At 33.5% G+C, this 20,360-nt stretch carries 21 protein-coding genes; 17 read left to right on the top strand and 4 right to left on the bottom strand.

The window, feature by feature from the left end; all coding sequences use genetic code 11:
* Positions 1-3: 3 nt before the first annotated feature.
* Positions 4-540: an RNA polymerase sigma factor gene (locus tag BC748_RS05830; protein WP_133532527.1), complete on the bottom strand. Its 537-nt coding sequence runs from the start codon at positions 538-540 to the stop codon at positions 4-6.
* A gap of 130 nt (positions 541-670) precedes the next feature.
* Between BC748_RS05830 and BC748_RS05825 the strand changes: the two genes are divergently transcribed.
* From BC748_RS05825 to BC748_RS14360, 14 genes are all read left to right on the top strand, one after another.
* Positions 671-1,957 (top strand): OmpA family protein, encoded by a 1,287-nt coding sequence (locus tag BC748_RS05825; protein WP_162846418.1) that lies wholly within the window; start codon positions 671-673, stop codon positions 1,955-1,957.
* A gap of 2 nt (positions 1,958-1,959) precedes the next feature.
* Positions 1,960-2,670 (top strand): RING finger protein, encoded by a 711-nt coding sequence (locus BC748_RS05820; RefSeq protein WP_133532525.1) that lies wholly within the window; start codon positions 1,960-1,962, stop codon positions 2,668-2,670.
* Positions 2,671-2,680: 10 nt separating this feature from the next.
* Positions 2,681-3,298, top strand: a complete 618-nt coding sequence (locus BC748_RS05815; RefSeq protein ID WP_133532524.1) for a hypothetical protein — start codon at positions 2,681-2,683, stop codon at positions 3,296-3,298.
* Between the two features lie 5 nt (positions 3,299-3,303).
* The gene (locus BC748_RS05810; RefSeq protein ID WP_133532523.1) at positions 3,304-3,693 is read left to right on the top strand and encodes a hypothetical protein; all 390 of its coding nucleotides are present in this window, start codon (positions 3,304-3,306) and stop codon (positions 3,691-3,693) included.
* A gap of 10 nt (positions 3,694-3,703) precedes the next feature.
* The gene (locus tag BC748_RS05805; RefSeq protein WP_133532522.1) at positions 3,704-4,192 is read left to right on the top strand and encodes a hypothetical protein; all 489 of its coding nucleotides are present in this window, start codon (positions 3,704-3,706) and stop codon (positions 4,190-4,192) included.
* A 3-nt stretch (positions 4,193-4,195) separates the two neighbouring features.
* Positions 4,196-4,675, top strand: a complete 480-nt coding sequence (locus BC748_RS05800) for a hypothetical protein (RefSeq protein ID WP_133532521.1) — start codon at positions 4,196-4,198, stop codon at positions 4,673-4,675.
* A gap of 74 nt (positions 4,676-4,749) precedes the next feature.
* Positions 4,750-5,988, top strand: coding sequence for a hypothetical protein (locus BC748_RS05795; RefSeq protein ID WP_133532520.1), 1,239 nt, complete (start codon positions 4,750-4,752; stop codon positions 5,986-5,988).
* 109 nt (positions 5,989-6,097) lie between these two features.
* Positions 6,098-7,780, top strand: a complete 1,683-nt coding sequence (locus tag BC748_RS05790; RefSeq protein ID WP_133532519.1) for a T9SS type A sorting domain-containing protein — start codon at positions 6,098-6,100, stop codon at positions 7,778-7,780.
* 178 nt (positions 7,781-7,958) lie between these two features.
* Positions 7,959-8,738: a DUF3108 domain-containing protein gene (locus BC748_RS05785; RefSeq protein WP_133532518.1), complete on the top strand. Its 780-nt coding sequence runs from the start codon at positions 7,959-7,961 to the stop codon at positions 8,736-8,738.
* Positions 8,735-9,670, top strand: a complete 936-nt coding sequence (locus BC748_RS05780; protein WP_133532517.1) for a tryptophan 2,3-dioxygenase family protein — start codon at positions 8,735-8,737, stop codon at positions 9,668-9,670. Before BC748_RS05785 ends, BC748_RS05780 begins: the two co-directional genes overlap by 4 nt.
* Positions 9,671-9,679: 9 nt before the next feature.
* A complete protein-coding gene (locus tag BC748_RS05775; protein ID WP_133532516.1) occupies positions 9,680-10,918 on the top strand; it encodes a M23 family metallopeptidase in 1,239 nt (412 codons plus the stop codon).
* A gap of 91 nt (positions 10,919-11,009) precedes the next feature.
* The gene (gene pgi, locus BC748_RS05770; protein ID WP_133532515.1) at positions 11,010-12,653 is read left to right on the top strand and encodes a glucose-6-phosphate isomerase; all 1,644 of its coding nucleotides are present in this window, start codon (positions 11,010-11,012) and stop codon (positions 12,651-12,653) included.
* A gap of 76 nt (positions 12,654-12,729) precedes the next feature.
* Entirely contained in the window at positions 12,730-13,158 is a 429-nt protein-coding gene (locus tag BC748_RS05765) for a hypothetical protein (RefSeq protein WP_133532514.1), read from the top strand.
* 79 nt (positions 13,159-13,237) lie between these two features.
* The gene (locus tag BC748_RS14360) at positions 13,238-13,789 is read left to right on the top strand and encodes a septal ring lytic transglycosylase RlpA family protein (protein WP_133532513.1); all 552 of its coding nucleotides are present in this window, start codon (positions 13,238-13,240) and stop codon (positions 13,787-13,789) included.
* On the opposite strand, the gene BC748_RS05755 is transcribed toward BC748_RS14360, so the two are convergent.
* Positions 13,790-14,257: a CYTH domain-containing protein gene (locus BC748_RS05755; protein ID WP_133532512.1), complete on the bottom strand. Its 468-nt coding sequence runs from the start codon at positions 14,255-14,257 to the stop codon at positions 13,790-13,792. It lies immediately after the preceding gene.
* 85 nt (positions 14,258-14,342) lie between these two features.
* On the opposite strand from BC748_RS05755, the gene BC748_RS05750 reads away from it, so the two are divergent.
* From BC748_RS05750 to BC748_RS05740, 3 genes are all read left to right on the top strand, one after another.
* Entirely contained in the window at positions 14,343-16,370 is a 2,028-nt protein-coding gene (locus BC748_RS05750; protein ID WP_133532511.1) for a recombinase, read from the top strand.
* A gap of 2 nt (positions 16,371-16,372) precedes the next feature.
* The gene (gene dinB, locus BC748_RS05745) at positions 16,373-17,455 is read left to right on the top strand and encodes a DNA polymerase IV (RefSeq protein WP_133532510.1); all 1,083 of its coding nucleotides are present in this window, start codon (positions 16,373-16,375) and stop codon (positions 17,453-17,455) included.
* An 82-nt stretch (positions 17,456-17,537) separates the two neighbouring features.
* The gene (locus BC748_RS05740; RefSeq protein WP_133532509.1) at positions 17,538-18,053 is read left to right on the top strand and encodes a PAS domain-containing protein; all 516 of its coding nucleotides are present in this window, start codon (positions 17,538-17,540) and stop codon (positions 18,051-18,053) included.
* A 68-nt stretch (positions 18,054-18,121) separates the two neighbouring features.
* Here the strand turns inward: BC748_RS05740 and BC748_RS05735 are convergent, their stop codons facing one another.
* Positions 18,122-18,886, bottom strand: coding sequence for a Bax inhibitor-1/YccA family protein (locus tag BC748_RS05735; RefSeq protein ID WP_133532508.1), 765 nt, complete (start codon positions 18,884-18,886; stop codon positions 18,122-18,124).
* A gap of 41 nt (positions 18,887-18,927) precedes the next feature.
* Positions 18,928-20,358 (bottom strand): pyruvate kinase, encoded by a 1,431-nt coding sequence (gene pyk / locus BC748_RS05730; RefSeq protein WP_133532507.1) that lies wholly within the window; start codon positions 20,356-20,358, stop codon positions 18,928-18,930.
* Positions 20,359-20,360: the final 2 nt, after the last annotated feature.

The raw sequence follows: 20,360 nt of genomic DNA, 5'->3' as shown, positions 1-20,360 counted from the left end.
ATTCTATTTGTTTATCAAATCTTTCAGCTGTTTTAAGCATCTTGATTTCTGACTTTTTAACACATCTTTGTTGGTATATCCCAATAACTCCTGAATTTCATCCAACTTTTTTTCTTCATAATAAAAAAGCGTCAACACCTTTTTGCATTGTTCACCAAGCTGGGAAAAATAGTTTCTAACCAAGGTTAATTTTGAATTTTGTTCCTCTTCGTCATACAATTCATATTCCATTTCAACGTGTTCAAAGTCGGCTACAGTAACTTGTTTCCCTATTTTTTTCAGCCGATGATAGATCATAAACTTGCCGATACTGAACAAATAAGTTGAAATAGAACTTTGTAAATCATCCAACTTTCCTTTTCGGGCATTTTCACACAAAGCGATGATGGCATCTTGATAAATATCCAAAACCTCATCATCACCCAACGAATATCGTTTGGCAAACAATAAAAATCCATTGCGATGTTCTTCATAAACGGTGCGAATGGCTTTCTCATTTCCGGCTTTTAAAAGCTCTGTCAACTTTGGGGCGTTTTCCATTAGTGGATGAATTTCTAGAAAGTAAACAAAGCTAATCAAAAATATTTTTTCAAACCGATGTTTACCTTTTGATTTCCATTTCACTAATGCTAAAACGAAATAACCATTTGTTTAACCAAAAATGAAAAAAATGAAAAAACTATTAACTGTATTATTATTTTTATTTAGCATCCAATGCATCACTGCCCAAGAAACCGTTGGCGGAAAAGTTTTAAAAAATGCTAAAGACAAAACCTATCAGCGTGGCGAACAAAAAGGCGATGAAGGCGTTGAAACGGTTCTGAACAAAGCCGAAGAAAAAATAAAAAACATCTTCAAAAAGAAAGACAAAAAGAAAAAATCCGATGCACCTCAACCCAACGAAGAAAGTCAGGAGCAATCACAAGAAAACAATGACGAAAACACAAGTAAACCAACAAAGTCAAATTCAAAATTCGATTTCGTTGCTGGTGAAAAAGAATTGTATTTCGACAATTTTGAACGATTAGCTGTTGGAGATTTCCCAGCAGAATTCAACACCAATGCGAGTGGCGAAATAGTGAATGTCGATGGACAATCTGGAAAATGGCTATCTATGACCAAAAATGGTGCTTTCATTCCCGATAATATGAAAAAACTTCCCGAAAATTTCACCTTAGAATTTGAAGTAGGAATAAATACCGATCCAACAAATAACTATCCTGGTTTTGGACTAAATTTCACAACAAACTCTGATAATTTAATGCTGGAACGCTTCTTTTCTTCCGGAATTTCTATTGTCTATCTTCATCCTGGTGCATCGTCTTGTAATGTTCAAATTATTCCAACAAACGGAAGCGAAATAAACAACGAAATTCCAATGCCGCAATGGAATGTAAAGAAAAACAAATTTGTTAAAGTTTCGGTTTGGAGACAACAAGGTAGATTGCGATTATATGTTAACGAAAATAAGTTAGTAGATATTCCTCGATTTTTTACTGAAAAAACAACCTATGATTTTGCTTTTTTTAGAAGTTTTTTTGAAGAATGTGAAGTGTATTTAACTAACATTCGTTTCGCAGTTGCTGGTGCTGATACTAGAAATAAACTCATCACCGAAGGAAGATTTGTAACCAACGGAATTCTATTCGACGTGAACAGTGACAATATCAAGCCCGAAAGCGGAACTGTACTAAAAGAAATGGCAACAACACTACAAGAAAATCCAACAGTAAGTGTAAAAATCATTGGTCATACAGATAGTGATGGTGCCGATGCTGCCAATTTAACCTTGTCTCAAAAAAGAGCTGCAGCAGTAAAAACAGCCTTGTCTAGCTTCTATGGTATTGATGGTTCACGAATAGAAACGGACGGAAAAGGCGAAAGCCAACCGCTCAACAAAAACGCAAATCCAGCCGAAAAAGCACAAAATAGACGTGTAGAATTTATAAAATTATAAATATGAAAACAGCACTCCTATCCGTAATCAGCCTTTTCCTTTTTGCTTTCACTTGTTCTGGCGATAAAAAAGAAAACCTTGAAAGTCAAGCCAATCAAGCTATTGATGAAGTTGTTGGCAAATCTGCCGATGAATTTAATGGAAAATTAGATCAATTGTTAACCTTAGAAATGGCTTCCGAAATTTCGGGTTATGCAGCAATAGAAGCTGAAAAAGACTATAATCAAGTATTAAAAAGTCCTGTTACACATTCGGTTTCCTATCAATGGGAAAAAGGAAGAAACAAGCAAATCAAAAATCCTATAAATGGTAAAATGATGGATATTCCAGCAAAGGATTTCATTCAACTTTCTTGGGTAAAAAATACCAATTTAAAAGAATTCAAATTCAATTATCATACACCAACTGCTGAAGAACTTGCCAATGCCGATAAAGTGATGAATGAAAAAGCAAATGAAATGCAACAACAAGGAAAAGTCGATGCTTCACAAGCCGAAATGGCTAAAGGAATGGCGAGCGAAATGGCAAAAGGTCTTTCGTTTGACGAAATTAAAGGCGTTGGCGAGTATGCTGTTTGGAACAACAAACACAAAGAACTCATCGTGTTTTACAAAGGAATTCAATTTCAAATTACAGCCGAACTTTCAGATGACGAGAAGATTAACAAGCAAAAAAGCATTGAAACTGCAAAATTAATTAGTAACAAACTTTAAATTAAAAAATATGAAAACATTAAAATTATCAGTACTTATTCTAGTATTCGCTATCGCAAACTCATTTGCACAATCATTACCCGAGATGGTAAAATACGATTTCAAATTTGATTGGTTGGCTGCACATACCATCAATCAAAACATTAACGTTGGAACAGAAAGTGTTCACGGAATTGGCTATTGCCGTTTGTTTGTAAAAAATAAAACTACGGGAAATGAAGATCAAATTCAACCCACTGGTTTTAAATACATCGGCAATTATGGACGCGTTTTTGAAGTGCCAAGAAATGCCGGAATGAAAGTAAGCAACGGCAACATCAAATCCTTAATGAATACTAAAGTTCGCTTCCAGTTTGAACCTGCAAAATATGGCTACAAAACAATGAAAGAACTGGAAGACAATGCCTATTTCAAAATAGTTTATGAAATCAAAGTGTACAAGCCAATCAATGACGAAATTGTTGGAAAACAAGAAGTAATTGTTTTCTTAAAAGATGCTAAAGTGCCAGCAATTACATTAAATCAAGCTAAAAACACAACCAATATTCCAACACGACCAGGATACATGCGTTTCAATAAAGCGAAATATAATTTGGGAATTGTCTACAGTATCGTTCCTGTAAATTAAAAACAATGAAAAAAATAATTCTACTACTGTTTATTTGCCTTAAATCAGAAGCCCAAATCCAGTTTTGGAATACAAATGCATCTTCCAAAATGCCTTTGTTTGAAGTAGAATGGAATAAAAAAACAACCATTTATACAAAAGTTGGAAAAGAAACCAAACCCATGTATGTATTCAACAAAACACCGGTACAAACGTTAAATAGCGATGGCAAAACCAAATACCAAATGACGGTAGAAAACTCGGATAATATTGCCAAACGCATTTTCGAAATCAGTTATACACATTACCGTCAAACGAATATTTATTTGGGCTATATCAAAACAACCTTTGTCTATCACGACAAAAGACCAACTAAAATAGTGGAAGAAAAATTTGAAACATTAAAAAATTCTTAGACTAAAAATCATGAAAAAAATCATAACCTTAGCCATGCTTTTACTGGCATTTACTGGTTTCGCTCAAATAGTTCAGGGCGAAATCACCATCAAAGAACAATCAAAAATGGAGCTTACCGCAAAATCAAACAAAGCAGTAAATCTTTTTGCCGATTTTAGAGAAAACAAATATCCAATTCATTTTGTGTTCACCGTATCAGATGTTCCACTAAATAGCGACAAAAAAGAAGTTGTTCAATTTGTGTTTTCAACTACAGTAAAAAAAGATGGAAAAACTATGGGAACTATAAAACGCAGTCCAATGCCATTCTTTCCCGGCAATATGTTCATGCCAATAGAAACATTCGATTTAATTTCTGTTTTATCCAACATTCAAACCAATACGCCTGAGACCGTTTCTGAAATCCCAAAAGGTAATTATGAAATTATCTTAGAAGCAAAACCAATTGGCGTAAAAGGACAAATCACTTCAACAACTTTATTTTTAAAAGTCAACTAAATCATGAAAAAAATAGTATTTATCCTTTCCATTTTATTTACTTTTTCTTGTTCAAATAACGATTCTGAGAACAATTCCAGTGATAAGATAATTGGCACTTGGCGTCATACAAAATCCACTTATATTCAAAACAATAGTCAACAATACGATCAATTATTTGAAAGCAGTTGCGATATACAAAACCGTTTCATCATAAAAAAAGACGGCACATTTGACAAAATTAGATACAGTCCAAACACTGATTTTGGTGGTTGTATATTACAAACTTCAAGCTTTGCTGGAGAAAAAATTTGGGCAAAAAGCAATACTAATCAATATGTTTTCCAAACCATTTCCAGTAATCCAAATTATGATTCCGAAACTCTAATTGCTGTAAAAGCAACTTTTGAAGGAAACAAAATGATTTTAAAATTCATTGAATTACAAAACGAGAACAACCCCGAAGACGTCGCTTTTTATATAGAAACATACGAACGACAGTAATATTTAGTATCGCCTTATAAAAGTCTATAAACGACAATTATTGATTTGAAACCAAACCTTATTCCTTAAAAGTCATGAAAAAAATAGTATTATTAATTTTATGTTTGAGTTTTTCGGGTTTTGCCCAACAAAAGTCCAAAACCAAAACAAAGCCAAAAACCAACATTCCGTTGATTAAAGACAAACCAAAGACAACTGTTCCGATACTGACCGATACAGATGAATTAATGGAGATAAAGAGTAACGAACCCAATCCTAATGATTTGTTGGACATCAAGGTTGCAATTCCAAAGCCAAAAATACCAAATGCGGGTCAATCGATTTCTAACGAAATTGGTTTAAACGGCGAGTTTACTTTCAATAAAAAAATTGGCTTTTCAGTAAATGCGCCCGAAGGTGATTTGGTTTCCTATTTCTATTTCAATACCAAAAATGGTTACGCCATGCTCGATTGGAAAGGCATTAAAGCCATGCTTAGCGAAAATCCAGAAGGCGAAATGACACAAATTAAAAATGCCAACAACGATTTTTATCAATACATCAAAAGCTCAGAAGGCAATTTTGTAATGAAAGCAGGAAGCGGACAATCAATGGTTGTGCATGATATCCAGACAGAAATATTGAGCAAAGAATTCTTTAAAACCTTCAAAAAAACAGGGAATAAAATGGGTAAAGTAGGCGGAAACAAATACCCAAGAGTAGAATATTCAGGAACATTTGAAGGCAAAAAAATGTTTATTTGGTTGTCCAATCCGGAAGATGTTCTGTTAGATACTAAGTTTACTCACAGTCTTTCTGGTTATTGGGGTTTGGGTTTTATTGCAAGTCCATCAGGAACAACCTATATGATTACAGGAATTGTTGGTGATGGCGCTTCCATTTTTATGAATTACATTGAAAATGCCAACGTTAGCTTTTCCGGAAAAGGGTATAAACCAGTAGGAGAAATGACTGGAGGAAATGCAGGCGCTTTTTCTCAAACCAGCGACATTCAAGATTTACCATTTGTAGATCAAGTTAATAATGCCGATGCAACTGCCAATTATTATGACATGATGATTAGTCTTGTAAATCAATCGATTGCCGAACACCAATCAGGTTTAAATGAAGCACAAAAAAATAATGATGCAACTGCTATAAAAAGACACAACTGCTTGATTACATGTACAAAAAATGAAAAAACCAGATTAGAAAAAGTAAAAGAAGAACACATCAAAATTATAAATCAATATAAAAATGATGATGAAAAACGCGATGAAAAAATAAATCAATTAATGGAAACACAAGGAATGTCAAAACCTTGTAATTGTTAAATAAGTAGGTTAGTTTTTTGAGAGAACCGTTTCAATTTTTTTGAAGCGGTTTTTTTGATGTTTACCTTTTTCAATAAAAAACACTAATGAAAAACTAAATACTTTTACAATGAAAAAAATTACCTTATTATTTTGTGCTTTCTTGTTTCAAATAAATTCAAATGCACAATACACTTTTACACAGTTGAACTATGTACCTAATTCAAACGGAAATGAAGCGTCTGATTATTTTGTTTACAATAATAAACTCCATTTCGTTGCAGGAAACACCAATCAAACTTGTGCTGAAACACCTTTGCCAGATAGAGAAATATGGACAACCACTGGCGATATTGCTTCCTTTTCTCAATTAGCCGATATTAACTCTTGCGCAGGTTCGTATGCCCGAGACTTTTTTGAATTCAATGGAAACCTATTTTTTATAGCTGGAACTGGCGAAAATGGTGTAAACTTTGAATTGTATAAAACCGATGGAACAACAACAGAATTGTTTAGGGAATTTGCCGCTGGAAACGAAGCAGGTTTCGACGTATCTAATAAAACACAATTTCGAGTAATGAACAATAAAATGTACTTTTTTGCCTCTGAAGGTGGCGTTACCAATTACGATTTATGGCGAACAGACGGAACGATTGCTGGAACAGAAAAATTAGCCGATTTAAACACAACTTCCGATGTTGGAAAACCAGACCAATTTATTGTTTATAACAATGAATTATATTTTGTAGCTGCTCAAGACAATTTGGGATTTGAATTATATAAATACAATGAAAATACGAATCTAGTTTCTATTGTAAAAGATATTTATCCTGGAACAAATTCTTCGAGTCCACGCGAATTAATTCTTTTTAACAATGAACTTTTTTTTCACGTTACTGATCCAATTTCGTTCCGAAGAGAACTATATAAAACAGACGGTACTTCCAATGGAACAATATCCTATAGAAATTTTACAACTGGAATTTATGGTCCAACAAGTTTTAAAGTATTCAACAACCAACTGATTTTTGTAGGCTTGACTTTTGATTCCGGACAAGATTTATACAAATGTGTTTTCAATTCTTCTACTGCTGAATATGAAATTTCGTTAATCAAAGATTTTAACAAAGGTTCGCTTCCTTTCAATTTTGTTTATGGTGCTACAGAATTCATCGAATTAAACAATTATCTTTATTTTTCAGCTCGTGAAGCAAATGGACCAAATAATGGCGAAACTATGCAACTTTACAAAACAAACGGCAATAGTTCAGAAACAGAAGTAGCAGTAAGTTTTACCAATTTAGGCTTCAATAATTTGAGGAATTTTAAAAAATTCAATAACAAATTATTCTTTTACCGACCAAGTGAAATTACTTTTCAAGAAGAAATTTGGGTTACAAATGGCACAAATGAAATACTACAACGTCTATCCGACCAAGGAACTGGAACGCCAAAAAGACCTTACAACGAATTGATTGAATACAATAGTGAATTATATTTTACTGGAAATACAAATTCACAAGGCGATGAAATTTGGAAAATTACAGACTCAACTTTATCCACCGCAAATACTGAAAACCCTATTAAAATTTCAGTTTCTCCAAATCCAACTAATGGAATTGTTAAAATAAACGGAATCGACACTATTCGATTTTCAGTAGAATTAATTGATGTGACAGGAAAAATTAGAATTACAGAAAGTAATAATCAATCGCAAATCGATATTAGCACTTTTCAAAATGGAATCTACTTTTTGAAGATAAAAAACAATCAAACTAATGAAATTACAGTCAAAAAAATAGTGAAAAAGTAGTTTGACTATTATAAAATTATCATAAAACCTCTGGATGTTTCAGAGGTTTTATCGTTTTAATGAGTAACTTTACTGAATGGATTTCAGTCAAAAAGACTACTATTCCTTTTGATACGATTTTTAGTTTTAATACTTTTGGAACGGAAATTGTACTTACAATGAAAAAAATCAAAATTAAATGAAAAAAGTTATCGTTTTACTATTGTTTTTTATAGCTGTAAGTTTCAATACGCAAAAACCAGTTGCCTATGATGTTGGCGAATGGTTCAAATTCCGAATTCATTACGGTTTTATCAATGCTGGATATGCTACTCTTGAAGTTAAAGAAGGTGTAAAAGACAATAAAAAAGTATATCATACTATCGGGAAAGGATATACCGTTGGAATGTCGCGCTTTTTTTTCAAAGTAGATGACACTTACGAAAGCTATTTTGACAAAGTCACAAATAAACCATATCAATTTGTTAGAAAAATTGACGAAGGCGGTTATACTAAAAATCAAGAAGGTTTTTTCAATCAAGACAACAACAAAGTTCTAGTAAAAGATTATAAAAAGAAAACAGAAAAAACATTTCCAGTTACAGAGAATGTTCAAGACATATTGTCAACCTTTTATTTTCTTAGAAATCATCCTAATATTGACAAACTAAAAGTTGGAGAATCTGTTATTGTTGATATGTTTTTTGATGATGAAGTTTTTAAGTTTAAGTTAAAATTCATCGGTAGAGAAGATTTAAAAACTAAATTTGGAACCGTTTCAACAATGATTTTTAGACCTTTAGTACAATCTGGTAGAGTTTTTAAAGAAGAAGAAAGTCTAACCGTTTGGATTTCAGATGATGAAAACAAATTACCTTTAAGGATTAAAGCCAGTTTGGCAGTTGGTTCTTTAAAAGCCGATTTAGACGGTTTTAAAGGCCTCAAAAATCCTTTTATGGTCAAAGTAAAAAAGAAATGAGCAACCTAACCAACCAAAACGAAACCATATTAGAAGCTTTAGAACAAAAATTTGAAGCCATAAACCAAAAAACCGAAACGCATCTCGAAGGATTACTTTGGTCAAAACCAATAACCTATTGGGATTATATCCAAACTGATGCGTTACTAAATCTTCAAACCCAAAGAACCGTTTTACCCGACGAAATGGTTTTTATTATGTATCATCAAGTCAACGAATTATTGTTCAAAATGATACTTTGGGAAATTGACCAGTTGTGTCATAAAGATAAACCTGAAACTGGGTATTTTACTGAAAAACTACGAAGAATTAGTCGCTATTTTGATATGTTGACTACTTCATTTGACATCATGCGCGACGGAATGGAAGTGGAACAATATATGAAATTCCGAAATACTTTAACTCCAGCAAGTGGTTTTCAAAGCGCACAATATAGAATGATTGAATTCTCGTCAACTGATTTGATTAACCTAATCGACTACCGATTTAGAGCATCAATTGACAGAAACACGCCTTATTCTCATGCTTTTGAACACCTTTATTGGCAAGCTGCAGGAAAAGATTATCACACAGGCGAAAAAAGCACATTATTGGTAAACTTTGAGAAAAAATACCGCCAAGAGTTTCTTCGCTACATGGAAGAATACAATACGATAAACATTTGGCAAAAATTCAAACAACTTCCTTTAGAAGACCAAAAAGATTTAGAATTAGTAAAAGCAATGCGTCATTATGATTACACCGTTAACGTAACTTGGGTTATGGGACATTTGAATGCTGCCAAAAAATACATTGAAAGCGGTCAAGGTTCTGGCGAAGCAACTGGCGGAAGCGATTGGAAAAAATACATGCATCCAAAATACCAACGAAGAATATTCTTCCCAGAACTTTGGAGTGAAGACGAATTAAAAAATTGGGGCGAAGGACTATAAAATCTAACAATGTCAAAATTCCTTCAAAAAATACTATTCCTTTTACCGCTCTTCTTTTTTGTGATTTCTTGTGAAAAAACAAAAGAGGAAGAATACGTTGTAGAAAATCCAAAACCTAAAGTAATTGATTTTGGCTTCAACCTCAACGAATTTAACGTAGTAAACGACACTATAAAATCTGGCGATACTTTTGGAAGCATCATCGATAAACAAAACCTCAACGGCAATGAAGTTTTTGACGTAGTTGCCAAGGTCAAAGACACTTTTGATGTTCGAACCGTTAGAAAAGGAAAACCATATACCATTCTTAGAACAAAAGACCGAAAACACAAAATTCAATATTTCATATACCAACCTGATAAGTTGAGCTATTATGTTATCGATCTTAGAGATACAATTCAAGCTCATAAAAAAACTCGACCTGTAACATTTAAAACGAGAACTATTGCAGGAAGATTAAATGGTTCATTATCGGAAACGCTGCAAAACTTAAAAGTTGATCCTTCGTTAGCACCAAGAATTGCCAAAATTTATGCGTGGTCGATTGACTTCTTCAAACTTAAAAAAGGAGATGAATTTGCGCTAAAATTTACCGAAAGATTTATCAATGATACAGTTTACGATGGTGTAGACAGTTTAAAAGCTTCATTTTTTGAATACAAAGGCAAAAAAATCTATGCTTTTCCGTTCAAACCTGATGAAAATTCAAAAAAACAAGAATACTACGACGAAGAAGGAAAAACACTTAAAAACTTTTTCCTAAAAGCACCGTTAAAATTCATCAATATTACATCTCGATATACAAAAAACAGGTTTCATCCCGTACAAAAAAGATGGAAAGCGCACAACGGAACCGATTATGCTGCACCAACCGGAACACCAATTATGTCAACCGCTGCAGGTGTTGTAGAACAAGCAGGTTTCACTACTGGAAACGGAAATTTTGTTAAAGTAAAACATGACAGAACCTACGCAACGCAATACCTTCACATGTCAAAAATCTTGGTCAAACGAGGACAAAGAGTTACACAAGGTCAAGTGATTGGAAAAGTTGGAAGTACAGGTTTAGCCACTGGACCACACGTTTGTTATCGTTTTTGGAAAAATGGTGTTCAAGTAGATGCATTGCGTTTAAAATTGCCCAATTCTACTCCTATGGATTCTCGCTACAAACAAAAATATATGGAATACATGCAACCGCTAAAACGTGAATTAGACAGTGTTGCAACCTCAAATTCTAAAAAATAACTTTACTTTTTCTCAACTACAACGTTAGCGTAAAAATTGCATACCATTTATCCCAATGATATTTGTAAATTTGGCATTCAATTTATGACAAATGGCTTTACAAACTATTAATCCAACGCAAACACCTGCTTGGGAAAAACTAAATCAACATTACGAGCAATTAAAAAATGTTTCCATGAAGGAAATGTTTACTAACGACTCCTCAAGAACTGAAAAATTTCACATTCAATGGAATGATTTCTTGATCGACTATTCCAAAAACAGAATTACACCTGAAACGATACAATTACTTCAAGAATTAGCAAGAGAAACCAATCTAAAACAAGCAATTACAAGCTATTTTGATGGCGATACAATCAATCAGACCGAAAACAGAGCTGTACTTCACACCGCTTTGCGTTCGCCAGAAACAGCAACGGTTTTAGTGGATGGAAAAAATGTAATTCCAGATGTTTTTGAAGTAAAAAATAACATCAAAAAATTCACTGAAGAAATAATTTCAGGAACAAGAAAAGGGTTTACTGGGAAAACATTTACTGATGTGGTAAATATTGGAATTGGTGGTTCAGACCTTGGTCCAGCTATGGTTGTGGAAGCGTTACAATTTTATAAAAACCACTTAACAGTTCATTTTGTATCTAATGTGGATGGCGATCACGTGAACGAAATAATCAAAAAACTAAACCCAGAAACGACGCTTTTTGTAGTGGCTTCGAAAACGTTTACCACACAAGAAACGTTATCTAACGCTGAAACTATTCGTGCTTGGTTCTTAAAATCGGCATCCCAAGATGATGTAGCCAAACACTTTGTTGCTGTTTCTACGAATATTCAAAAAGTAACCGAATTTGGCATAAATCCAGCCAATGTTTTTCCAATGTGGGATTGGGTTGGTGGACGATTTTCACTTTGGAGTGCCGTTGGTTTATCCATTGCGTTAGCGGTTGGTTTTGATAACTTTGATGAATTATTAAAAGGTGCAAATGAAATGGACAATCATTTCAAAACAGCCGAATTTGAAGAAAATATTCCTGTCGTTTTAGCATTACTTAGCATTTGGTACAACAACTTTTTTGGAGCTGAAAGCGAAGCTTTAATTCCTTACACTCAATATTTACAAAAGTTAGCACCATATCTTCAACAAGGAATTATGGAAAGCAACGGAAAAAGTATAGCTCGCGACGGAAAACCGATAAATTATCAAACGGGAACGATTATTTGGGGCGAACCAGGAACTAATTCGCAACACGCTTTTTTCCAATTAATTCATCAAGGAACAAAGCTTATTCCAACCGATTTTATTGGATTTGTGAAACCTTTGTATGGCAATCAAGACCATCATGACAAATTGATGTCTAACTTTTTTGCACAAACCGAAGCGTTATTAAACGGAAAAACCGAGTCACAAGTAAAAGCCGAATTTGAAAAACAAAATGTTACTGGCGAAAAAGCAGATTTCCTTTTACCTTTCAAAGTTTTCAGCGGAAATAAACCAACAAATACCATTTTAATTGATAAACTTACACCAAAATCTTTGGGTTCGTTAGTGGCTTTATATGAACACAAAATCTTTGTACAAGGTGTTATTTGGAACATTTTTAGCTATGATCAATGGGGTGTTGAATTAGGGAAACAATTAGCCAACTCTATTTTGGACGAAATCAATTCAAAATCAGTAAATCAACACGATTCTTCCACTGAATTTTTACTTAAACACTTCCTAAAAAATAAATAAACTATAAAAAACGGCAACCAAGGTTGTCGTTTTTTTATGCCTTTTCGCTATATTTGTTATTCTTAAAAAATAACCTATGTACACTTTTATACAAAAATTTCATTCTGGCTGGGCATATTTAGCACTTTTATTACTTCTTATTGCGGTTTTTAATGCCGTTCTGGGAATAATTTCAAAAAAAGAATTCACTGCAAAAGACCGAAAAATTGCCTTGTTTGGTTTAATCGGAACGCACATTCAATTAGTTGTTGGATTACTGTTGTATTTTGTTTCTCCACTAGGTTTAGACTCATTAGGTCAAATGAAAGATGCAGCACTTCGATTGACATCACTAGAACATCCTTTAACCAATATTATTGCTATCGTTTTGATAACAATAGGTTGGTCAAAACATAAAAAAGCGGAAAACAGTTTGGCAAAATTTAAATCAATCACTATTTTTTACGGGTTAGGTTTAGTATTGATTTTAAGTCGAATACCATGGAAATTGTGGTTAAATAACTAAATAAACAAAGTCCTGAAAAGGGCTTTTTTTATCTGAGGTATAGTTTTTGCAAAGTATCTTTCACTTTAAAAAATGATTTATGACACAGAAATTTATAATTCTATTGCTTACTTGTTTGTCTGTTCTAACCATTTCAGGACAGGAAAAAAAAGCACAACTAAAGGAAAAAAGTAAAGAAAAAACAACAAAAAATACTGTCACAAGAGAAAACAAAGAACAATTAAAAGTAATAGCTTCAACAAAAGTTGATACTACAAAACTCAAAATTAAAAACATTGTTCAGGAAATTGACAGCACAAAAAATGCATTGGCAGATCTCAATTTCAAACTATTAAAGAAAAAAGCACACGCATCTTATTACCATCAAAAATTTCATGGAAGAAGAACAGCAAGTGGAAAAAAATTCGACAACAATGCTTACACTGCTGCACACAAAAAATTACCTTTTGGAACCAAAGTAAAAGTAACCAACGAAGTCAATGGAAAATTCGTTATTGTTGAAATTACTGACCGTGGACCATTTTCAAAAGTCCGTGAAATCGATTTGACAAAAAAAGCTTTTATGGAAATTGCCGACAACAAAAACTCTGGAGTAGTTTTCGTAACCCTTGAAGTAGTAGAAGAAAAATAACTACCAGGTAGTAAAAGGTTTTTTACTCAAATAGGCGTTGTAATAGCGTTCGTCGTTGGTCACTTCTTCGGCTAACCAATCTGGTTTTTCAAAGGTTTCGTTTTCATTCTCGAGTTCTATTTCAGCCATAACCAATCCTTCATTTTCTCCCGAAAAAATATCGACTTCATAAACATGATGACCTACTTTTACTTCATAGCGAATTTTATCAATCGTTCCGCTTTCGCAAATGGACAAAAGCGATTCGGCATCTGCTAAACTAATTTCACGTTCCCATTCCAATCGAGTTGTTCCACTATCATTTCCTTTCCCTTTAATGGTAATAAAACCTTTGTCGCCTTTAATTCTTATCCGAACCGTTCGCTCAGGATTTGAACTTATATACGCCTGAACAATTCGTTTATTCGAAAAGGCTTGATTTACAAAAGCATTCGAAGACACTAGAAACTTACGTTCAATTTCAATCATTTTTTTATATTTAGGAGCAAGTTAAGAAATATATAACTTTGAAATTGTATTTTTACGATATTCTTAATTGCCAAAATTCCTAAACATGCATTTTTATCGAAACAAAAAACTAATCGCTTCCATTGATGATTTGTTTACGTTCTATTTTGAGCAAAACGAATATCAATACAATGATAAATTACTTTTTTTAGTAGATTTAGTGCAATTCTATCGTCCTGTCAATCCAAAAGGGGGAAATCATATATCCATAAAATCCCTTTTAGAGTACTTGATTTCTTCACCCGAAAAATCGAATGCTTTAAAGCTGTATTTATCAGAGGTTTTACATCAAAGAAAATTCACCCGAATGCTTTCAGATACTGGAATTCTGAGAGATTCGGATTTTATCTATGAAGTCAAAAAAAGAATTATTGCAAAACTGCTTCCTTTTCAACCCGAAAAAGACACACTAGAATTTGTCCTCAATCAGGTATTTTTCAAAAGCACCGATCCCATTTGGATAGCCCGAATTCCGTTTGAAGAATTGCAACAATTATTCCAAATAATTGAGCTCGAAACTATTTATACATCCGTAAAAGAAAAATCTGTACTCGCTGAAGTAATGAACGCTATGGGAATAATTTCCCAACGCATGAGCGGAAGAGCAATGGAAATAGATGTCATCAAAATGGTGCCCGAATACGATGATTTAGAAAGTCCTTTTGTAGCTTTTGAAAACGAATTACATGCCATTCATAAAAAAATAAAATCAAGTGATAATCACTTTGTCGTTTCTGACGATATGAATTACAAGCAGTTAATGATTTTCCATAAACAGTGCGAAGAATATGTGGACAAAGCATTCAACAACAGTTCAAAATTTGGAATTTCATTAAAAGTAAATCAAAGTTTACTCCGAATCAGACAGCAACTACATCGAGTTAAAGTATTAATTTCATCCTTGGTTGTAAACAAAGAAACGGATAAAAAAAACAACACTATTCTATTGGTTTTACGATTGATTAAATACAATTGTTATAAAAACAACATTCGCCAATTAATCAACGAAAGTACACAATTGATATCGTACGAAATCACACAACATACTGCAAAAACCGGCGAACATTACATCACGGAAAGCAAATCGGAATATTTCTCGATGCTAAAAGCAGCTGTTGGTGGTGGATTTATTGTTGGATTGCTTTGTATTTTCAAATTATTGCTTTCAAAAATAGATACCAGCGCTTTTGGTCATGCGTTTTATTACAGTTTAAATTATTCACTAGGTTTTATTGCCATCTATTTGATGGGTTACACATTAGCGACAAAACAACCTGCAATGACAGCTTCTACCTTAATCAATGTGCTGGAAAGCGGCATGAAAAAACAGTCAAAAAATGAAAACAAACACAGCTCGTTTGCCCAGCTTTTTGCTCGTTTGTTTCGCTCACAGTTTATTGCTTTTGTAGGCAATGTTTTTATGGCATTTCCAGTTTCATTAGCTGGAATTTGGCTCATCGATTATTTTCTGGATTACAACATAGCTTTTGAAAAATCAGCAAAACTATTGAATGACTTATCACCTGTGACTTCATCGGCTATTTTTCATGCTGCTATTGCAGGCGTTTTTCTTTTTCTCTCGGGAATTATTTCGGGTAATGTTTCCAATAAAAACAAACACAATCAAGTCTATTACAGAATAAAAGAACATCCTGTTTTAAAACAAAATCTAGGAATAGTAAAAACCAACGCCATAGCCAAATGGTTTGAAAATAATTGGGCTGGTGTAGTTTCTAACGGCTGGTTTGGTGTTTTTCTTGGCAGTACAGCGTCTTTAGGTATTTTCTTGGGACTGAATCTCGATATTCGACACATCACCTTTGCTAGTGGCAATTTTGCGCTTGGATTATATGGCGCTGATTTTTTTGTGGATTATTGGATTATATTCTGGGGAATTATCGGAATTGGTGTGATTGGATTTGTCAATTTTATGGTGAGTTTTTCGCTTTCTCTCGGTTTGGCTTTCCGTTCAAGAAATATTCCATTAGCAGAATTGAGTTTGCTTTTTAGTGCCACATGGGCTTATTTTAAAAAACGTCCAATAGCATTCTTTTTTCCCGTGAAAGATAAATAGACATGGAAACTGAAGTTCTTTACAGAAAAATAATTCATATTGATATGGATGCTTTTTATGCTTCTGTAGAACAATTAGACAATCCCGAATTAAGAGGAAAACCATTGGCCGTTGGTGGAAGCGAAATTCGCGGAGTAGTTTCGGCGGCGAGTTATGAAGCGCGAAAATACGGTGTTCGATCGGCAATGAGCGGTGTTCAAGCCAAAAGAAATTGTCCTGATTTAATTTTTGTTCGACCACGATTTGACCGCTATAAAGAAATTTCAAAACACATCAGAAAAATTTTTTATGAATATACCGATTTGGTCGAACCACTTTCGCTAGACGAAGCTTATCTTGATGTGACGCAAAACAAAAAAGGAAATCCAAGCGCAACACTCATTGCTCAAGAAATAAGAAAACGAATTTTTAACGAACTTGGACTAACCGCTTCGGCTGGAATTTCAGTAAATAAATTTGTTGCCAAAATAGCAAGTGATTATAACAAACCTAATGGTCAGAAAACAGTAAATCCTGAGGAAGTAGAGGACTTTTTAGAAAAACTAGACATTAAAAAATTCTATGGTGTTGGCAAAGTGACCACGGAAAAAATGTACCAACTTGGCATTTTTACTGGTAAAGATTTAAAGTCAAAGTCAAGAGAATATCTCGAAGAGCATTTTAGCAAAAGTGGTTTGCATTACTACAATATTGTTCGTGGCATTCACAACAGCGCTGTCAAACCTAATCGAATTGCCAAATCTGTGGCAGCCGAACATACTTTTAATGAGAATTTAACTTCTGAAATTTTTATGGAAGAAAAACTGCAACGCATTGCCGAAGAATTGGAACGAAGATTAAAAAAATATACTATTACAGGAAAAACCATAACCCTAAAAATAAAATACAGCGATTTCACCCAACAAACCCGTAGCAAAACACTTCCCTATTTTATTTCAGACAAAGGTTTATTGTTTGAAACCGCTAAAGAATTATTGTATCAAGAAAAAATGAAAGAGTCGGTTCGATTGCTGGGCATTTCACTAAATAATTTGAATACAGAAGTAAAAAAAACGGTCGTGGTACAGTTGAAATTTGAGTTTTGATAAAAGTTGAACAAAGGTTAAACTCTTAGAGAAGTACATACTTTTTCAAATATCCTTTTAGATTTGCGAAAAAAATACAATTATGGATTTTACTGAATATGAAATAGCGGTAAAAAAATATAAAAATAGTTTTTCTGCAAAATACTTTCCTTTAATAAGTTGGGATATTTATATCACCTTTTTTGACACATTAAAAAAAGCACTTCCAGATGTTTTTCTTTTAAATAAAATAGCGGTAGAAAACAATTGGAATAGCAATTGGAATTTTCAAAAAGAACTAACAAGTGATACCGTTATAGTGGTAACAGACTCGAATTTAAAAATCGTATTTGCATCAAAAAATATAGTTGAGATGAATGGATACAAACCCGAAGAAGTCATTGGCAATTCTCCAAAAATGTTTCAAGGTAAATTAACCGACTCAAACGTTTCCAAAGAGATTAGTAGTGCTGTGAAAGAGCAACGTCCTTTTAGCCAAATCATAACTAATTATTGTAAAGATGGCTCATTATACAAATGCCATATCAATGGTTACCCTGTTTTTGATAAATCCGGACGATTAATAAACTTTATTGCCTTTGAAAAAATAGCGGCTTAGAATAATATTTTAATAAAAAAAGCGTTTCAAAAAATTGAAACGCTTTTTTAAATAGTATAGTATCAAAACTAATCTCTACTCGAAATTTTCGATAACAATCGTAAAAACTCAACATACAGCCAAACTAAGGTAATCATTAATCCCATAGCACCATACCATTCCATATATTTTGGCATTTTTTCTTGAACTCCTTTGTCGATTTGATCAAAATCCAAGAATAAATTCAACGCTGCTATTACGATTACGAATACGCTGATGCCAATACTCATTAATGAGTTACCATAATGAACAGGAACAAAGCTCGTAAACATCGAAATCACCCAAGAAATCAAATAATAAGTAGCAATGGCTAATGTTGCCGCAATTACTACCGAACGAAAACGCTCGTTTACCTTTACAATTTGATATTTATACAATCCAAAACAAACCATAAACGTTACAAAAGTGCAACTTACTGCTTGTATAACAATTCCTGGATACATAACTTCAAAAATAGCCGAAAGACCACCAATAAACAATCCTTCAAAAACAGCATAACCTGGCGCTAAATAAGGCGACAAATGAGGTTTGAAAGAAGAAATTAAAACCAATACCAAACCTACAATGGCACCACCAATAGTCAAAACTATTGGATTATAACCATTAAAAGTCATTGTCCAAGTAATAGCAGCACTAGCAACAAGCAACAACAACATTAGAAAACTTTTATTAATAGTTCCCGAAACGGTCATCGTTTGGTTGTAATCAATCACTTTTGCTTCGTGAACAGTTTCTTCTGCGCGTGAAGTATTAGTAAACGTTTTACTTTTAAAAAATGGATTATTTGAATTCATAATTTATGCTTTTAAGTTACTTCAAAAATAACACTTTTTATTTAATCAATTTCAGAAATTCTAAGTGTGTTCACCATTCCTTTGTCAACAACAGGCATAGCGGCAAGATTAACTAACATATCGCCTTTTTGAACATAACCGTTTTCTTTAGCAATCAAATTAATATCTTCAACAGTATCATCCGTACTTACAAATTTGTCATAATAAAAAGCATTTACACCCCAAAGCAAACTTAATTGAGTTAAAATACGTTTGTTAGAAGTATAAACCAAAACGTGTGCTTGTGGTCGCCATGCTGAAATTTGAAACGCTGTATAACCGCTGTTAGTCAAAGTTGAAATGGCTTTTGCTTTGATTTCATTAGCCATTAAGGCAGCATGATAACAAATTGATTTAGTGATAAAACGTTTGGTTCTAACATTTGGTGGAGTTTGTGGCACTTGAATAAGTGGAGAGTCTTCTACTGCTTCAATGATTTGTGTCATTTTCTCAATTACTTGAACTGGATAATTTCCAACCGACGTTTCGCCCGAAAGCATCACAGCATCAGCACCATCCATAACCGAGTTGGCAACGTCATTTACCTCAGCACGCGTTGGCGTTAAGCTAGTAATCATCGTTTCCATCATTTGCGTAGCAACGATTACTGGAATTCGAGCCGTCTTTGCTCTGTGGATTAATTTCTTTTGAATTAATGGAACTTCGTGTGCAGGAATTTCAACCCCTAAATCACCTCGAGCAACCATTAATCCATCACAAAACGCAACAATTTTATCAATATTTTCAACCGCTTCAGGTTTTTCAATTTTGGCTACAATTGGAATTTTATGATCCGAATGTTTAGCAATTAAATCTTGTAATTCTTCTAAATCCGCTGGTGTTCTAACAAAAGATAGTGCAATCCAATCAACTTTTTGTTCAATAGCAAATATCGCGTCTTTAATGTCTTTTTTAGTCAACGCTGGCAATGAAACTTTAGTATTTGGAAGGTTGACTCCTTTTTTAGATTTCAATGGTCCACCTTGAATTACTTTACATACTACTTCGGTTGTTCCGTTAGTTTCGAGTGCTTCAAACATTAGTTTTCCGTCATCTAAAAGTATTCTTTCTCCTGGATTTACATCTCTTGGAAATTCTTTATAATTCATATAAACGCGTTCCTTAGTTCCTGGAACATCTTCTGCGGTTTGAAACGTAATAATATCACCCGGATTTACAACTACATCTTCTTTCATCACGCCTACACGAAGTTTTGGGCCTTGCAAATCGCCAAGAATAGCTGTTGTATAACCAAATTCGTCATTTAATTCTCTGATAATATCAATTCTTTCCTTTACATCAGCATAATCAGCATGTGAAAAATTGATACGAAACACGTTTACTCCAGCGTCAATCATATCTTTGATGACTTCTTTACTGCTGCATGCTGGACCAAGTGTGGCTACAATCTTTGTTTTTTTTCTAGTTGGCATTT

The sequence above is a fragment of the Flavobacterium dankookense genome (assembly GCF_004362665.1).
GTDB lineage: Bacteria > Bacteroidota > Bacteroidia > Flavobacteriales > Flavobacteriaceae > Flavobacterium > Flavobacterium dankookense.
This window is presented reverse-complemented; position numbering and strand designations above follow the sequence as displayed.

Coding starts and splice junctions, on each gene's coding strand:
- pgi (WP_133532515.1), top strand. CDS start 11,010: ATGGCTTTACAAACTATTAATCCAACGCAAACACCTGCTTGGGAAAAA.
- BC748_RS05805 (WP_133532522.1), top strand. CDS start 3,704: ATGAAAAAAATCATAACCTTAGCCATGCTTTTACTGGCATTTACTGGT.
- BC748_RS05780 (WP_133532517.1), top strand. CDS start 8,735: ATGAGCAACCTAACCAACCAAAACGAAACCATATTAGAAGCTTTAGAA.
- BC748_RS05785 (WP_133532518.1), top strand. CDS start 7,959: ATGAAAAAAGTTATCGTTTTACTATTGTTTTTTATAGCTGTAAGTTTC.
- BC748_RS05740 (WP_133532509.1), top strand. CDS start 17,538: ATGGATTTTACTGAATATGAAATAGCGGTAAAAAAATATAAAAATAGT.
- BC748_RS14360 (WP_133532513.1), top strand. CDS start 13,238: ATGACACAGAAATTTATAATTCTATTGCTTACTTGTTTGTCTGTTCTA.
- BC748_RS05795 (WP_133532520.1), top strand. CDS start 4,750: ATGAAAAAAATAGTATTATTAATTTTATGTTTGAGTTTTTCGGGTTTT.
- dinB (WP_133532510.1), top strand. CDS start 16,373: ATGGAAACTGAAGTTCTTTACAGAAAAATAATTCATATTGATATGGAT.
- BC748_RS05800 (WP_133532521.1), top strand. CDS start 4,196: ATGAAAAAAATAGTATTTATCCTTTCCATTTTATTTACTTTTTCTTGT.
- BC748_RS05775 (WP_133532516.1), top strand. CDS start 9,680: ATGTCAAAATTCCTTCAAAAAATACTATTCCTTTTACCGCTCTTCTTT.
- BC748_RS05815 (WP_133532524.1), top strand. CDS start 2,681: ATGAAAACATTAAAATTATCAGTACTTATTCTAGTATTCGCTATCGCA.
- pyk (WP_133532507.1), bottom strand. CDS start 20,358: ATGCCAACTAGAAAAAAAACAAAGATTGTAGCCACACTTGGTCCAGCA.
- BC748_RS05825 (WP_162846418.1), top strand. CDS start 671: ATGAAAAAACTATTAACTGTATTATTATTTTTATTTAGCATCCAATGC.
- BC748_RS05790 (WP_133532519.1), top strand. CDS start 6,098: ATGAAAAAAATTACCTTATTATTTTGTGCTTTCTTGTTTCAAATAAAT.
- BC748_RS05820 (WP_133532525.1), top strand. CDS start 1,960: ATGAAAACAGCACTCCTATCCGTAATCAGCCTTTTCCTTTTTGCTTTC.
- BC748_RS05830 (WP_133532527.1), bottom strand. CDS start 540: ATGGAAAACGCCCCAAAGTTGACAGAGCTTTTAAAAGCCGGAAATGAG.
- BC748_RS05755 (WP_133532512.1), bottom strand. CDS start 14,257: ATGATTGAAATTGAACGTAAGTTTCTAGTGTCTTCGAATGCTTTTGTA.
- BC748_RS05750 (WP_133532511.1), top strand. CDS start 14,343: ATGCATTTTTATCGAAACAAAAAACTAATCGCTTCCATTGATGATTTG.
- BC748_RS05735 (WP_133532508.1), bottom strand. CDS start 18,886: ATGAATTCAAATAATCCATTTTTTAAAAGTAAAACGTTTACTAATACT.
- BC748_RS05810 (WP_133532523.1), top strand. CDS start 3,304: ATGAAAAAAATAATTCTACTACTGTTTATTTGCCTTAAATCAGAAGCC.
- BC748_RS05765 (WP_133532514.1), top strand. CDS start 12,730: ATGTACACTTTTATACAAAAATTTCATTCTGGCTGGGCATATTTAGCA.